A 14,956-nucleotide genomic window follows, 5' to 3' on the forward strand; every position below is an offset into this window, starting at 1 on the left:
GGGGTCAATGACTCAGCCGCAGCTGGGTGCATTCTGTTCCTGACGCTTGGCTTCGCCCCACAAGGCGTCCAATTCTTCGAGGGTGCAATCTTCCATGGGACGGTGGGTATCGCGCAATGCCTGTTCGACAAATCGGAAACGTCGGTCGAATTTGCCATTGGCGCCACGCAGGGCATTTTCCGGGTCGACCTTGAGGTGGCGAGCCAGGTTGACCACGCTGAACAGCAGGTCGCCGATCTCGTCGGCCATGGCCGCCGAATCGTTATCCGCCATGGCTTCGAGCACTTCGTCGAGTTCTTCGCGAATCTTGTCCACCACCGGCAACGCCGCCGGCCAGTCGAAACCGACCTGGGCCGCGCGCTTCTGCAACTTTGCCGCGCGGGACAGGGCCGGCAAGGCGGCCGGTACATCATCGAGCAGCGACAGCTGTTCGGGCGCGCGGTGGTTCTCGGCGCGCTCCTCGGCCTTGATTTCCTCCCAGCGCTGCTTGACCTGCTCTTCGCTCAGACGCGGCAGGTCCACCGGGGCATAGAGATCGCCCGTGGGAAAGACATGGGGGTGGCGACGGATCAGCTTGCGGGTGATGCCATCGACCACGCCGTCGAATTCGAAACGCCCTTCTTCACGCGCCAGCTGGCTGTAGTAGACCACCTGGAACAGCAGGTCGCCCAACTCACCCTGCAGGTGCTCGAAGTCCGCACGCTCGATGGCGTCGGCCACCTCGTAGGCTTCCTCGAGGGTATGGGGCACGATGGTGGCGTAGCTTTGCTTGATGTCCCAGGGGCAACCGTATTGCGGGTCGCGCAGTCGGGCCATCAGGTGCAGCAGGTCTTGGAGGCTGTACATCAGTCGTTCTCGGGTTTTGTAGGAGCGGGCTTGCCCGCGAAGCTTTCCGATCGTTGCCACGCTCCACGTGGGCATGCCGCACAGGACGCCCGGCGTCCGCTCCTGTGACGCGGAGCATCGCCGGGATGCGTTCCCACGCCGAGCGTGGGAACGATCCTCGGCCGAGCACAGAGGCTCAAGTCGTGCGGTTGCGGCGGGTTTCGATGATGTTGGGTAGCTGGGAAATCCGCCCCAGCAAACGTCCCAACGCATCCAGCCCGGGAATCTCGATGGTCAGGGACATCAACGCGGTGTTGTCCTCCTTGTTCGAGCGGGTGTTGACCGCCAGCACGTTGATCCGCTCGTTGAGCAGCACCTGGGACACGTCACGCAGCAGACCGGAACGGTCGTAGGCGCGAATCATGATATCCACCGGATAGGTCGACACCGGCACCGGCCCCCAGCTGACCTGAATGATCCGCTCCGGCTCGCGTCCGCTCAGTTGCAGCACCGAGGCGCAGTCCTGGCGGTGAATGCTCACCCCGCGGCCCTGGGTGATGTAGCCGACGATCGCGTCGCCCGGCAGCGGCTGGCAGCAGCCGGCCATCTGGGTCATCAGGTTGCCGACACCCTGGATCTGGATATCGCCCCGCTTGCCCGGCTTGTAGCCGGCGGACTTGCGCGGGATCAGTTCCAACTGCTCGTTGCCGCGCTCCGGCTCGACCAGTTGCTGCGCGGTATTGACCAGTTGCGCCAGGCGCAGGTCACCCGCACCGAGGGCGGCGAACATATCCTCGGCGGTCTTCATGTTGGCCTTGTCGGCCAGCTTGTCGAAGTCCACCTGCGGCAGGTCCAGGCGCGTCAGTTCACGCTCGAGCAGGGTCTTGCCGGCCGCGACGTTCTGGTCGCGTGCCTGCAGCTTGAACCAGTGCACGATCTTCGCCCGCGCCCGCGAGGTGGTCACGTAGCCCAGGTTCGAGTTCAGCCAGTCACGGCTTGGCGTACCGTGCTTGCTGGTGATGATTTCCACCTGCTCGCCGGTCTGCAGGCTGTAGTTCAGCGGAACGATGCGCCCGTTGATCTTCGCGCCCCGACAGTTGTGGCCAATCTCGGTATGCACCCGGTAGGCGAAGTCCAGCGGCGTGGCGCCCTTGGGCAGGTCGATCGCGTGCCCGTCCGGGGTGAACACGTAGACACGGTCCGGCTCGATGTCGACCCGCAGCTGATCCGCCAGGCCACCGATATCCCCCAGTTCCTCGTGCCATTCCAGCACCTGGCGCAACCAGGAGATCTTCTCTTCATAGTGGTTGGACCCGGACTTGACGTCGGTGCCCTTGTACTTCCAGTGCGCACAGACCCCGAGCTCGGCTTCCTCGTGCATGGCGTGGGTGCGGATCTGCACTTCCAGCACCTTGCCTTCCGGACCGATCACCGCCGTGTGTAGCGAGCGATAGCCGTTTTCCTTGGGGTTGGCGATGTAGTCGTCGAATTCCTTCGGGATATGTCGCCACAGGGTGTGGACGATCCCCAGCGCGGTGTAGCAGTCGCGCATTTCCGGAACCAGCACGCGCACGGCGCGCACATCGTAGATCTGGCTGAACTCCAGGCCCTTGCGCTGCATTTTGCGCCAGATCGAATAGATGTGCTTGGCCCGGCCGCTGATGTCGGCCTTGACGCCGGTCGCCAGCAGTTCGTTTTCCAGCTGGCACATCACTTCGCTGATGAAGCGCTCGCGATCCAGCCGCCGCTCGTGCAGCAGCTTGGCGATCTGCTTGTACTGGTCGGGCTCCAGGTAGCGGAAGGACAGGTCCTCCAGCTCCCACTTGATATGCCCGATACCCAGGCGATGGGCCAGCGGCGCGTAGATGTCGAACACCTCGCGGGCTACGCGGTTGCGCTTCTCCTCGTCGGCGTTCTTCACCGCCCGGATGGCGCAGGTGCGCTCGGCCAGCTTGATCAGTGCAACGCGTACGTCGTCGACCATCGCCACGAGCATCTTGCGCAGGTTCTCCACCTGCACCTGGGTGCCCATGACCTGCGACTGGCGCGGGCTGAGGCTGGCACTGATGGCCGCCATGCGCTGCACGCCGTCGATCAGCTTGGCCACCACCGGGCCGAATTTCTGGCTGACCGCCGGCAACTGGATCTGCCCCTGGCGCACGCCACGGTACAGTACTGCGGCGACCAGGGAGTCCTGGTCGAGCTTGAGGTCGGCGAGGATATCGGCGATCTCGAGCCCGGTGCTGAAACTGCCCCCTTCGGCCCAGGCATCCTGGGTCGGCAGGGTCTGTTGTTCGGCAAGCCGTGCGTACTCGCAGGCTTCCTTCAATGCTTCACGGTCCAGCGCCGGATCGACGCTCACCGTGTGGTCGAGCCATGCCTCGAGATTGATACTGCCGTCGGTGTTGATCGGCTGGTGTGCTCTCACCTGTACCATCTTGCTTACCTTCCCTACGACGCAGATTCAATGCGTCAGAATCGCTGGCCGTTGATTGCCCCCTGCGCCCCGGCAAGGCTGGGCGGAACGCGGGGGCGGCCAGTCAGACTAGACGAGCATCCTGGCTCGCTTCAAATAACGCCATGGCCTCGACATGCGCTGTCTGCGGAAACATATCGAGGATCCCGGCACGTTTTAACCGGTAGCCCTGCTTGATCAATTCGACCGTGTCGCGCGCCAGTGTCGCGGGGTTGCACGACACGTACACCAGGCGCCTGGCGCCCAATCCGGCAAGCTTGCCGACTATATCGAAAGCGCCGTCACGCGGTGGGTCCAAGAGTACCGCAGAAAAGCCCGCTTTGGCCCAACCGGCATCATTCAGGGGCTGGGATAAATCGGCCTGAAAAAAGCTCGCGTTATGCAGATTGTTCGCCACGGCATTCGCGGCAGCCCGATCGACCATGGTCTGCACGCCTTCCACGGCCACCACCTCGCGCACCTGGCGAGCCAGAGGCAGGGCGAAGTTGCCCAGGCCGCAGAACAGGTCCAGCACCCGCTCCTCTGGCGCCGGCTTGAGCCAGTCCAGGGCCTGGGCCACCATCGCCTCGTTGACCCCGGCATTGACCTGGACGAAATCCCCCGGCCGGTAGGCCAGCTCCAGGTTCCACTGCTCCAGGTGGTAGCCCAGCGACTGTGTCGCGTCCAGCGGTTGCGGACCGTCCTCACCGTGCAGCCAGAGCTGAGCGCCATGCTGCTCGCAGAATGCGCGCAGGATCTGCAGGTCATCGCCCGACAGTGGCGCCATGTGGCGCAGCAACAGGGCCACGGCCGAGCCGCTGAACAGTTCGACATGCCCCAGTGACTGGGGTTTGCCCAGGCGCCGGAGCATCGCCGGCAGGCCGTTCATGATCGGCTGCAGGGCCGTGACCAGCACCGGGCAATCGTCGATGGCGACGATGTCCTGGCTGGAGGCCGCACGAAAGCCGACCTCCAGTCGCCTGGCCTTGGCATCCCAGCGCACCGCCACCCGGGCTCGCCGGCGATAGCCGAACTCGGGACCGGTCAGCGGCGCCGCCCACTCCTGCGGCTCGACACCCGCCACCCGCGACAACTGCTCGGCGAGCATGCGCTGCTTGAGAGCGAGCTGGTCCGTGTGCGGCATGTGCTGGACACTGCACCCCCCACAATGGCCGGCATGGGCGCAGGGAGCCGGGCGACGCTGGTCGCTGGCGAGCAGCAGGCGTTCGGTGCGCGCCTCGACCACCTTGCCATGGGCCCCCAGGACACGCGCCTCGACTTCCTCGCCGGCCAGTGCGCCGGCGACGAACCAGGTGCGCCCCTCGAGGAAGGCGATGCCGCGGCCGTCATTGGCCAGCCGCTCGATCGTCAGCCGCTGTTTCTTGCCCGCAGGCACTTGCGGGGCCCGGCTACCGCCACTGGGCTGGAAGCGCAGGCCTTTCTGCTGTCTGGCCATCAGTTGGGAGAATCGTAGATGCCGGTCGACAGGTAGCGGTCGCCGCGGTCACAGATGATCGCGACCATCACCGCGTTCTCGACCTCGCGCGACAGGCGCAGCATGGCTGCCACCGCCCCGCCCGAGGACACCCCACAGAATACGCCTTCTTCACGGGCCAGGCGACGCATCACGTCTTCCGCTTCCTCCTGGCCCATGTCGACGATGCGGTCGACCCGCTCGGATTGGAAAATGCGTGGCAGATACTCGTGCGGCCAACGGCGGATGCCCGGAATCGATGCACCTTCCATCGGCTGCAGGCCGACGACCTGCACGCCTGGATTCTGCTCCTTCAGGTAGCGCGAAACGCCCATGATGGTGCCGGTGGTGCCCATCGAACTGACGAAGTGGGTGATGGTGCCCTGGGTCTGCCGCCAGATCTCCGGGCCGGTGCCGGTGTAGTGCGCCTCGGGGTTGTCACCATTGGCGAACTGGTCGAGCACCTTGCCGCGGCCTTCGGCCTGCATCCGCTCGGCGAGGTCGCGGGCACCTTCCATGCCTTCCTCGCGGCTGACCAGGATCAGCTCGGCGCCATAGGCGGTCATCGCCGCCTTGCGCTCGGCCGTGGAGTTGTCGGGCATGATCAGGATCATCCGGTAACCCTTGATCGCCGCGGCCATGGCCAGCGCGATCCCGGTGTTGCCCGAGGTTGCCTCGATCAGGGTGTCACCGGGCTGGATCTGCCCGCGCAACTCGGCGCGGGTGATCATCGACAGCGCCGGGCGGTCCTTCACGGAGCCCGCCGGATTGTTCCCTTCCAGCTTGAGCAGCAGGGTATTGCTGGTAGCGCCCGGCAAGCGTTGCAGACGAACCAGGGGCGTGTTGCCGATGCAATCGGCGATAGTTGGATACTGCAGGGTCATGGCGTATTCGCAATCCAGACTGCGGGGGGCGCCTATCATACCGGCAAACGCCTGCGCTCCATATCACGCAAAGTGCGATGCTTATGGCTTCTGGCTATAAGCGGTCTCGAGGATGCCGAGTGCGCTGCCCACCTCCGCCGGCGCGGCGGCCGGCAGCCGCAGATTCAGGCGCAGGCCACGGGCGGCATTCTGTGCCCAGACCGAACCACCCTGACGCTGCACCGCGTTGCGCGCGATACTCAACCCCAGGCCAAAACCACCATCCCCCGGACGAGAACCATCGAGGCGGGTGAACGGCGCGAAGATCCGCTCCAGGTCCTGCTCCGCCACGCCACCGCCCTGGTCCTCCAGCCACACGATCCAGTACGGCCCCTCGCGGCGCCCGTCGAGGCGAATGATGCCGTCGGCAGGTGAATGGCGGATCGCATTGCGCAGGATGTTCTCCAGGGCCTGGGCCAGGCTGTTGAGGTGTCCGCGTACCCAACAGGAAGCTGACAAGGTGCACTGCAGGCGACTCGACGACCAACCACTTTCATAACAGGCGTCCTCGACGAGCATTTCCCAGAGTGCCTGGAGCTGGATGTCTTCCTGGTGCAACGGCGCCCGCTCGGTGTCCAGCCAGGCCAGTTGCAGGGTGTCCTCGACCAGCCGCTGCATGCCGTCGACTTCACGGGCCAGGCGCTTGCGCAGTTCATCCAGGCTTTCTTCGCCATCGCAGCAGACCCGCAGGCGACTCAAGGGCGTGCGCATCTCATGGGACAGGTCGCGCAACAGTTGCTGCTGCAACCCCACGGTGGTCTGCAGGCGCTCGGACATCTGGTCGAACGCCCGGCCCAGTTCACCCAGCTCATCCTGGCGGCTGGTGATGCGCGAGGACAGCCGGGTGCCCAACTGATCGGCACGCCAGGCATTGGCCTGGGCCCGCAGGTGGTTCAACGGCAGGATCAGCAGGCGATACAGGCCGACGCACAGCAACAGCGTGAACAGTCCCGGAATCAGGCCATTGGTGACCAGGCGCCAGAACCACTGGTAGCGGCCGGGCATGAAGCGCTGCGGCAACTCCATCACCAGGCTGCCGGCTTGCGGGTTCTGCGGGAAGGGAAGCTTCAGCCAGGGCAGCCCGACCACGTGACGACTCACCGGCCAGTCGAGCCCACGCAGGAAGGTCAGGCGCTGGCTTTCACTCCACAGCAGCGGTTGCGAGGACAGCGACTGCAGGTCGCCACCGATGACCGCGCTCCAGGTCGGCTCATGCTCGCGCAGCTCCTGCAGCCAGCGATCGACGCCCGCCTGGCCGTCGGCCTCCCAGGCCTGCTCGGCAGCGAAGGCGTACCCCTTGAGCGTCACCCGTGCCTCGTCGGACAGGTAGGCGTTCTGCTGCTCCATGTAGCGTCCCCAGGACCAGCTCAGCCAGACCATCAGCAGGCAGAACGCGACCAGCAACAGCGCCAGCTTCCAGAACAGTGAATGCCGCCCGGGCAGGTCACACCTCATCGCCGGCACTCAGCACGTAGCCCTTGCCCCAGACCGTACGCACCTCGCGCTCGGTGTAGCCGACCGCCTTGAGCTTGCGACGGATCTGGCTGACGTGCATGTCCAGGCTGCGGTCATGGGTGGCGTAGCCGCGCTGCAGCACGTGCTGATAAAGGAAGGCCTTGCTCAGCACCTCGTCGCCATGGCGATGCAAGGTTTCCAGCAACCGGTACTCGCTACGGGTGAGGCCTGCCCACTGCTCGCCGAAATGCACATCGCACAGTTCATCATCGAAACGCAGGACACGCCCGCCATCGCGCGGCGGCGTCGCCAGCACCGACATCGGCCGCCGCTCCAGGGCGACCCGGCGCAGAATCGCCTCGATCCGCACGCGCAACTCCGCCATGCTGAACGGCTTGGGCAGGTAGTCATCGGCCCCCAGGCGAAAGCCGCTGATGCGGTCCGCTTCGGCGCCCAGGGCCGACATCAGGATCACCGGCAACGAATGACTGCGTCGCAGGTGGGTGAGCACCTCGAGGCCATCCATGCCCGGCAGCAGGATGTCCATCAGCACCACGTCGAAGACCTGGTTGCGCGCCAGGTCCAGGCCTTCCTGGCCATTACGGCACCAGGTCACCTCGAACCCGCAACGACCGAGTTGTTCGTGCACGTAGGCGCCCAACACAGTGTCATCTTCGATCGCCAGGATATTGGGGTGGCCAACAGATACGGAAGTCATGGGTTTCTGCAAACAATTCTCAATCACTGATTATTCAAGATTGCTGCAGGCGCGACAAGCCACCCTCGACGATCGTCTGCCCTGCCCACGGGTGGCTCGGTGAAGTTTGCGAGATTTCCCCCTCCTCATATGGCTAAACTGCGCAGGTGGAGCGAGCGCAGGAAGCGCACGCCAAAAATAGAAGATCGCCGTGTCGGCCAAACGCCGTATCCGATGGAGAGTATTGCGTGCTTAAAAACCTGGGCATCAAAGGCCGTGTCCTCCTGCTGACCCTGCTGCCGACCACGCTGATGGCCCTGGTGCTGGGCGGCTATTTCACCTGGTTGCAGCAGTCGGAACTGCAAAGCCAGTTGCTGCAGCGTGGCGAGATGATCGCCGAGCAGTTGGCCCCGCTGGTGGCTCCGGCCCTGAGCCGCAACGACAGCGAACAGTTGGAGCGGGTCGCCGCCCAGGCCCTGGAGCAGACCGACGTGCGCGCGGTGTCGTTCCTCGGCGCCAACCGCGAGCAATTGGCCCATGCCGGCCCGAGCATGCTCAACCAGCCGCCCACCGGCAACAGCAGCCACATGCTGCAACGTAGCGGCAACGACGCCACCCGCTATCTGCTACCGGTGTTCGGCCGGCATCGCAGCATGGCCGGTGAGCCGGTCGCCGACGAAGCCGACCGGCTGCTGGGCTGGGTCGAACTGGAACTCTCGCACAACGGCATGCTGCTGCGTGGCTACCGCAGCCTGTTCGCCAGCCTGCTGCTGATCGCCACCGGCCTGCTCGGCACCGCCCTGCTGGCGCTGCGCATGAGCCGCACCATCAACGCACCGATCAGCATGATCAAGCAGGCCGTGGCGCAGCTCAAGGACGGCAACCTGGAAACCCGCCTGCCACCGCTCGGCAGCCAGGAACTGGACCAGTTGGCTTCGGGCATCAACCGCATGGCCGAGACCCTGCAGAACGCCCAGGAAGAGTTGCAGCACAGCATCGACCAGGCCACCGAGGACGTCCGCCAGAACCTGGAAACCATCGAGATCCAGAACATCGAGTTGGACCTGGCACGCAAGGAGGCCCTGGAGGCCAGCCGGATCAAATCCGAGTTCCTCGCCAACATGAGCCACGAGATCCGCACCCCGCTCAACGGCATCCTCGGTTTCACCCACCTGCTGCAGAAAAGCGAGCTGACCCCACGCCAGCTGGACTACCTGAGCACCATCGAGAAATCCGCCGACAGCCTGCTGGGAATCATCAACGAGATCCTCGACTTCTCGAAGATCGAGGCCGGCAAGCTGGTGCTCGACAGCATTCCGTTCAACCTGCGCGACCTGCTGCAGGACACCCTGACCATCCTCGCCCCGGCCGCCCATGCCAAGCAGCTGGAGCTGGTCAGCCTGGTCTATCGCGATACCCCGCTGTCGCTGATCGGCGACCCGTTGCGGCTCAAGCAGATCCTCACCAACCTGGTGAGCAACGCGATCAAGTTCACCCGCGAGGGCACCATCGTCGCCCGGGCCATGCTCGAGGAGGAGCACGAGGACAGCGTGCAGGACACCGGCATCGGGCTGTCGAGCCAGGATGTGCGGGCGCTGTTCCAGGCCTTCAGCCAGGCCGACAACTCGCTGTCCCGGCAACCCGGCGGTACCGGCCTCGGTCTGGTGATCTCCAAGCGCCTGATCGAGCAGATGGGTGGCGAGATCGGTGTCGAAAGCACGCCTGGCGAAGGTTCCGAGTTCTGGATCAGCCTGAGCCTGCCCAAGACCCGCGACGATATCGAAGACCTGCCCGCCGCACCACTGCTCGGTCGACGCGTCGCCGTGCTGGAACACCACGAACTGGCACGCCAGGCCCTGCAGCACCAGTTGGAAGACTGCGGCCTGGAGGTGATTCCGTTCAACAGCCTGCCGGGCCTGGCCAATGGCGTCACCGGGGCCTACCAGACCGAACAGGCGATCGACCTGGCCGTGGTCGGCGTCACCGCCCAGGACATGCCGCCGGAACGGCTGAACCAGCATATCTGGGACCTCGAACATCTCGGCTGCCGGGTATTGGTGTTGTGCCCGACCACCGAGCAGACGCTGTTCCATCTGTCGGTGCCCAACCCGCACAACCAGCTTCAGGCCAAGCCGGCCTGCACCCGCAAGCTGCGCCGGGCGCTGTCGGACCTGATCGCCCCACGCCCGGCCCGCCTGGAACCCAGTGAGCCGCTGGGCAGCCGGGCGCCACGCGTGCTGTGCGTGGACGACAATCCGGCCAACCTGCTGCTGGTCCAGACCCTGCTCGAAGACATGGGCGCCGAGGTCCTGGCGGTGGACAGCGGCTACGCGGCAATCGACGCCGTCCAGCAGGCCAGCTTCGACCTGGTGCTGATGGACGTGCAGATGCCCGGCATGGATGGCCGCCAGGCGACCGAGGCGATTCGCCAATGGGAAAACGAACGGCAAAGCCCAGCGCTGCCCATCGTCGCCCTGACCGCCCACGCCATGGCCAACGAAAAGCGCGCGCTGCTGCAAAGCGGCATGGACGACTATCTGACCAAGCCGATCAGTGAACGCCAACTGGCCCAGGTCGTCCTGAAATGGACTGGCCTGGCCCTGCGCAACCAGAGCCAGGAGCGTGGTGGCGATGCCGGCAATCCTGCCGGCGAACTGCTGGTGCTCGACCCGGAAGAAGGCCTGCGCCTGGCCGCCGGCAAGGCCGACCTCGCCGCCGACATGCTGGCGATGCTGCTCGCCTCGCTGGATGCCGACCGCGAGGCGATCCGTTCGGCCCGCGAGGCGCATGACAACAGCGGCCTGATCGAACGCGTGCACCGCCTGCACGGTGCCACCCGCTACTGCGGCGTACCGCAGCTGCGGGCGGCCTGCCAGCGCAGCGAGACCCTGCTCAAGCAGGACGACGCCAACGCCCACCAGGCGCTCGACGAACTGGACATGGCGATCGCCCGCCTGGCCATCGAGGCCCGGGTCAGCGCCTGATCCACGGCAATACACGCCCAGGAGACCGGCGCTAGGATCTGTACGAAGTGTTTTCGCCCTGTAGATGCATCTCGTACAGATCCCAGGCTGCCGGTCAGTCTCGAAAGGAAAATCATCATGCGTGCAATACTCTTCAGCAGCCAGGCCTACGACCGCGACAGTTTCCTGGGCAGCCCCCTGCCCGCCGGCCTCGAACTGCACTTCCAGGCCGCGCGCCTGAGCCTGGATACCGCGCCCCTGGCCGAACGGCATGAAGTGGTCTGTGCCTTCATCAATGACGACCTGAGCGCCCCGGTGCTGGAGCAGTTGGCCGCCGGCGGCACCCGGCTGATCGCCCTGCGCTCGGCCGGCTACAACCACGTCGACCTGAACGCCGCCCAGCGCCTGGGCCTGAGCGTGGTGCGCGTGCCCGCCTACTCGCCGCACGCCGTGGCCGAACATGCGGTCGCACTGATCTTGGCACTCAACCGGCGCCTGCACCGGGCCTACAACCGCACGCGCGAAGGCGACTTCAGCCTGCACGGGCTGACCGGCTTCGACCTCGCCGGCAAGACCGTCGGCGTGGTCGGCACCGGGCAGATCGGCGCGACCTTCGCGCGGATCATGGCCGGTTTCGGCTGCCAACTGCTGGCCTACGATCCCTACCCGAACCCGGAAGCGCTGGCGCTCGGCGCCCGCTACCTGGCGTTGCCGGAGTTGCTGGCGCAGTCGCGGATCATCAGCCTGCACTGTCCACTGACTGCCGACACCCGCTACCTGATCAATCGCGACACCCTCGCCCACCTGCAACCGGGCGCCATGCTGATCAACACCGGCCGCGGTGGCCTGGTGGACACCCCGGCGCTGATCGACGCGCTGAAGGGAGGCCAGCTCGGCTATCTCGGCCTGGACGTCTACGAGGAAGAAGCGCAGCTGTTCTTCGAGGACCGTTCCGACCTGCCGCTGCAGGACGATGTACTGGCGCGGCTGCTGACCTTTCCCAATGTGATCGTCACCGCGCACCAGGCCTTCCTGACCCAGGAGGCCCTGGCGGCGATCGCCGCGACGACGCTGGACAACATCGCTGCGTGGCAGGCCGGCCGGCCACGTAACCTGGTGGAGGGCTGATCCGGCGAACAGGCCCGGCCAACCGGATCGAAGGTCGCAAGCGACTGCCATCGGTCGGGCCTCTGCGTGCTAGCATATCGACCATATTTGGAGGACCCATGGTCGAACACGATTTCCGCTACAGCCTGATGAACCCGCAACACACCCTGACCGAATGCCGTGCCCTGGTGCCGGGTCGCTACCAGGTCACCGGCAACGGTGGCTCGATCCGTATCGACGACGTGCTGCTGGTCACCCTCAAGGGCAGCCGCGACCTGTCCATGCGCCTGACCGTAGAAACCGTACGGCACCTGATCAACCCACCGGGCCAATGGACCGCCATGGCTCGCGGCCCGGTGTTCGGCGAGCTGGCGATTCACCAGTGGCAGGTCAACTGCGACCGCTGCGCCAAGCAGCTGGACTTCGAGTTCGCCGTGGATGCCAAGCTCGGCACCCCGGCCCAGAAACCCGCAGCCACGGCTCGCATCGCCGAGCTGGGCTGGACCACCCAGGGCGAGAAGCACCTCTGCCCGAAATGCCAGGAGGCAATATGATGAAACAAGCGGTGATTCTGGGGATGCTGGCCACCAGCCTGTTGGGCTGTGCCGGCGACCGTGTGCAACTGCAGCAGGATCACAGCTACGTGCTGGAGTGGATCGGCGAACGTCCGCTGATCGACAACAGCCACCTGACCGTCACCCTCGGAGAAGATGGCCGGGCCTATGGCAACGGCGGCTGCAACCACTGGTTCGCGCCGTACACCCTCGATGGCGACAGCCTGAGCTTCGGCAAGGTCGGCAGCACCCGCAAGCTCTGCGCACCAGCCCTGATGGAACAGGAAAAACGCTTCCTGCAGGCGCTGGAAAACGTCCAGCGCTGGGATATCTCCCCAGTCGAGCAGGTACGCTTCTGGCCAGCCCAGGGCCAGCCGCTGCGCCTGTGGTCGGAAGAAGGCTGAGCGCTGCGCCGTTCAACCCCGGGCGGGGCGTCTTCCACCAAGGCGCCCCGTTTTCCGATGCGGTCCCTCAGCCCTTGAGGGCCTTGAGTTTCGCCAGCACACCCGCCGCGGTCTGCTCACCCATCAGTTGCTCGCGCACCTTGCCCTTGTCGTCGATGATGTAGGTCACCGGCAACGCCTCGCTGCGTGGCAGCTCGAACAGATCCGCCGGGTCCTGCGCCAGCACCGTGAACCGGATCCCCAGCGCCTCGGCGGCCTTATTCAGGTCATCGCCCTGCAAACCGTCGAAGTTGACCCCGAATACCCCCACCGATTGCTCCTTGAGCTGTTCGGACAGGGCGTTGAGCTCGGGAATTTCGGTGCGGCACGGGCCACACCACTCGGCCCAGTAGTTGACGACCTTCCAATGCTTGTCCAGGCGCTCGGCCGCGACTTTCTGACCGTGCTGGTCCACCCCGTAATCATTACCGCAACCGCTGAGCAGCAGCGCGCCCATCATCGCCAGTACGGCTGCCAATCGCCTTGCCATGTGTGCAATCCCCCTCGAATGAGTCATCGACTGCGACCATTTACCTCGTACGGTTCAGGAGCGCTCGCCAGGCAGGTAGAATACCCGCCACCTTACGCAAGATGCGACCCGCACATGACCGATCTGACGCTTTATCACAATCCGCGCTGCTCGAAATCCCGTGGTGCGCTGGAACTGCTCGAAACCCGCGGCCTGGCCCCGACCGTGGTGCGCTACCTGGAAACGCCACTCGACGCGGCCCAGCTGCGTGACCTGCTCGGCAAACTCGGTATCAGTGCCCGGCAGCTGCTGCGCACTGGCGAAGACGAGTACCAGAGCCTGAACCTGGCCGACAGCCAGCTCGGCGAAGAGCAACTGATCGCCGCCATCGCCGCCCATCCGAAACTCATGGAGCGGCCGATCCTGGTGGCGGGCGACAAGGCGATCATCGGCCGCCCGCCGGAGAAGGTACTGGAGATCCTGCCGTGAGCGAACCGTACGTCCTGGTGTTGTTCTACAGCCGCAACGGTTCCACCCGCGAAATGGCCCGACAGATTGCCCGCGGCGTCGAGCAGGCCGGCCTGGAGGCACGCCTGCGTACCGTTCCGGCGGTTTCCAGCGAATGCGAGGCCGTGGCACCGGCGATCCCCGAGGAGGGTGCGCTGTATGCCAGCCTCGACGACCTGAAGCACTGTTCGGCCCTGGCTCTGGGCAGCCCGACCCGCTTTGGCAACATGGCGGCACCGCTGAAGTACTTCATCGATGGCACCAGCAACCTGTGGCTGACCGGCGCCCTGGTGGGCAAGCCGGGCGCGGTGTTCACCTCGACCTCCAGCCTGCACGGTGGCCAGGAAAGCACCCTGCTGTCGATGCTGCTGCCGTTGCTGCACCACGGCATGCTGGTCACCGGCCTGCCCTACAGCGAATCGGCCCTGCTCGATACCCGCGGCGGCGGCACGCCCTACGGTGCCAGCCACCACACCGGCAGCGACGGCAAGCGACCGCTGGATGAACATGAAATCGCCCTGTGCCGCGCCCTCGGCAAGCGCCTGGCGACCACCGCACTGCAACTGGAGAAAGGCCGTGGCTAGGAAGCCCAAGGTACTGCCCAGCCAGCAATGGCTGGAACCGCGCGTCAGGTTCGGCCGCTGGCTGGCCCTGGCCTGCTTCTTCGGCCTGGTCGGCCTGCTGTGCGTGTACTACCTGGTCTTTGCCGACCTGCACGGCGCCCGCCCCTGGGTGATCCTGCTGATCGAGCTGGTCCCCCTGCTGCCACTGGTGCCGGGGATGCTGACCGGCAGCGCCCGCGGGCACTCGTTCACCTGCTATGTGGTGAACCTGTACTTTCTCAAGGGTGCGCTGGCGGCCTTCGATCCGAACCGGCAACTGTTCGGCGTGCTGGAAATGGGAGCGAGCCTGGCGGTGTTCTGCAGTGCGATGCTGTATGTGCGCTGGCGCCACCAGCTGAATCGGCGCCTGGCCGGGGAAGGCCAACCGCAAATCGCCTGATCCCCTTCTGTGGAGGCAGCCCCGATCGTGCCCACGCTCCGCGTGGGCACGTCTCCCTGGACGCTCAGCGTCCGTTTTTGTG

Annotated in this window: 14 protein-coding genes; 7 read left to right on the forward strand and 7 right to left on the reverse strand. The window is 65.5% G+C overall.

Annotated elements, in window-relative coordinates; all coding sequences use genetic code 11:
• Nucleotides 1-12: 12 nt before the first annotated feature.
• From mazG to HU752_RS25770, 6 genes are all read right to left on the reverse strand, one after another.
• Nucleotides 13-846, reverse strand: a complete 834-nt coding sequence (gene mazG / locus HU752_RS25745; protein ID WP_186685159.1) for a nucleoside triphosphate pyrophosphohydrolase — start codon at nucleotides 844-846, stop codon at nucleotides 13-15.
• 175 nt (nucleotides 847-1,021) lie between these two features.
• Nucleotides 1,022-3,262 carry a GTP diphosphokinase gene (gene relA / locus HU752_RS25750; protein ID WP_186685157.1) on the reverse strand — a complete coding sequence of 747 codons (2,241 nt, stop codon included), beginning with the start codon at nucleotides 3,260-3,262 and terminating at the stop codon, nucleotides 1,022-1,024.
• A 103-nt stretch (nucleotides 3,263-3,365) separates the two neighbouring features.
• Nucleotides 3,366-4,736, reverse strand: coding sequence for a 23S rRNA (uracil(1939)-C(5))-methyltransferase RlmD (rlmD, locus tag HU752_RS25755; protein ID WP_186685155.1), 1,371 nt, complete (start codon nucleotides 4,734-4,736; stop codon nucleotides 3,366-3,368).
• Nucleotides 4,736-5,638 (reverse strand): cysteine synthase CysM, encoded by a 903-nt coding sequence (gene cysM / locus HU752_RS25760; protein ID WP_186685277.1) that lies wholly within the window; start codon nucleotides 5,636-5,638, stop codon nucleotides 4,736-4,738. The genes rlmD and cysM overlap by 1 nt, the downstream gene beginning before the upstream one ends.
• Before the next feature lie 81 nt (nucleotides 5,639-5,719).
• Complete coding sequence (locus HU752_RS25765; RefSeq protein ID WP_186685146.1) at nucleotides 5,720-7,132, reverse strand: sensor histidine kinase; 1,413 nt, start codon at nucleotides 7,130-7,132, stop codon at nucleotides 5,720-5,722.
• Entirely contained in the window at nucleotides 7,122-7,850 is a 729-nt protein-coding gene (locus tag HU752_RS25770) for a response regulator transcription factor (RefSeq protein ID WP_186685144.1), read from the reverse strand. The genes HU752_RS25765 and HU752_RS25770 overlap by 11 nt, the downstream gene beginning before the upstream one ends.
• Nucleotides 7,851-8,077: 227 nt before the next feature.
• Here HU752_RS25770 and HU752_RS25775 point away from each other — a divergent pair, with 227 nt between their 5' ends.
• The 4 genes from HU752_RS25775 (at nucleotide 8,078) to HU752_RS25790 (ending at nucleotide 12,857) form a co-directional block, all read left to right on the forward strand.
• Nucleotides 8,078-10,813: a response regulator gene (locus tag HU752_RS25775; protein WP_186685142.1), complete on the forward strand. Its 2,736-nt coding sequence runs from the start codon at nucleotides 8,078-8,080 to the stop codon at nucleotides 10,811-10,813.
• A gap of 117 nt (nucleotides 10,814-10,930) precedes the next feature.
• Nucleotides 10,931-11,920 carry a 2-hydroxyacid dehydrogenase gene (locus HU752_RS25780; RefSeq protein ID WP_186685140.1) on the forward strand — a complete coding sequence of 330 codons (990 nt, stop codon included), beginning with the start codon at nucleotides 10,931-10,933 and terminating at the stop codon, nucleotides 11,918-11,920.
• Between the two features lie 98 nt (nucleotides 11,921-12,018).
• Nucleotides 12,019-12,453 carry a hypothetical protein gene (locus tag HU752_RS25785; RefSeq protein WP_186685138.1) on the forward strand — a complete coding sequence of 145 codons (435 nt, stop codon included), beginning with the start codon at nucleotides 12,019-12,021 and terminating at the stop codon, nucleotides 12,451-12,453.
• Entirely contained in the window at nucleotides 12,453-12,857 is a 405-nt protein-coding gene (locus HU752_RS25790) for an META domain-containing protein (RefSeq protein ID WP_186685275.1), read from the forward strand. Before HU752_RS25785 ends, HU752_RS25790 begins: the two co-directional genes overlap by 1 nt.
• Nucleotides 12,858-12,924: 67 nt before the next feature.
• On the opposite strand, the gene HU752_RS25795 is transcribed toward HU752_RS25790, so the two are convergent.
• The gene (locus HU752_RS25795) at nucleotides 12,925-13,386 is read right to left on the reverse strand and encodes a TlpA disulfide reductase family protein (RefSeq protein ID WP_186685136.1); all 462 of its coding nucleotides are present in this window, start codon (nucleotides 13,384-13,386) and stop codon (nucleotides 12,925-12,927) included.
• Between the two features lie 114 nt (nucleotides 13,387-13,500).
• Between HU752_RS25795 and arsC the strand changes: the two genes are divergently transcribed.
• Genes arsC through HU752_RS25810 form a run of 3 tightly spaced genes read left to right on the forward strand, consistent with a single transcriptional unit; the run spans nucleotide 13,501 to nucleotide 14,874 of the window.
• Nucleotides 13,501-13,854 carry an arsenate reductase (glutaredoxin) gene (gene arsC / locus HU752_RS25800; RefSeq protein ID WP_186685134.1) on the forward strand — a complete coding sequence of 118 codons (354 nt, stop codon included), beginning with the start codon at nucleotides 13,501-13,503 and terminating at the stop codon, nucleotides 13,852-13,854.
• Nucleotides 13,851-14,456 (forward strand): NAD(P)H:quinone oxidoreductase, encoded by a 606-nt coding sequence (wrbA, locus tag HU752_RS25805; protein WP_186685132.1) that lies wholly within the window; start codon nucleotides 13,851-13,853, stop codon nucleotides 14,454-14,456. Before arsC ends, wrbA begins: the two co-directional genes overlap by 4 nt.
• Nucleotides 14,449-14,874 (forward strand): DUF2069 domain-containing protein, encoded by a 426-nt coding sequence (locus HU752_RS25810; RefSeq protein ID WP_186685130.1) that lies wholly within the window; start codon nucleotides 14,449-14,451, stop codon nucleotides 14,872-14,874. Before wrbA ends, HU752_RS25810 begins: the two co-directional genes overlap by 8 nt.
• The last annotated feature ends 82 nt before the right edge of the window (nucleotides 14,875-14,956 follow it).

It is taken from the genome of Pseudomonas vanderleydeniana (assembly GCF_014268755.2).
Classification (GTDB): domain Bacteria; phylum Pseudomonadota; class Gammaproteobacteria; order Pseudomonadales; family Pseudomonadaceae; genus Aquipseudomonas; species Aquipseudomonas vanderleydeniana.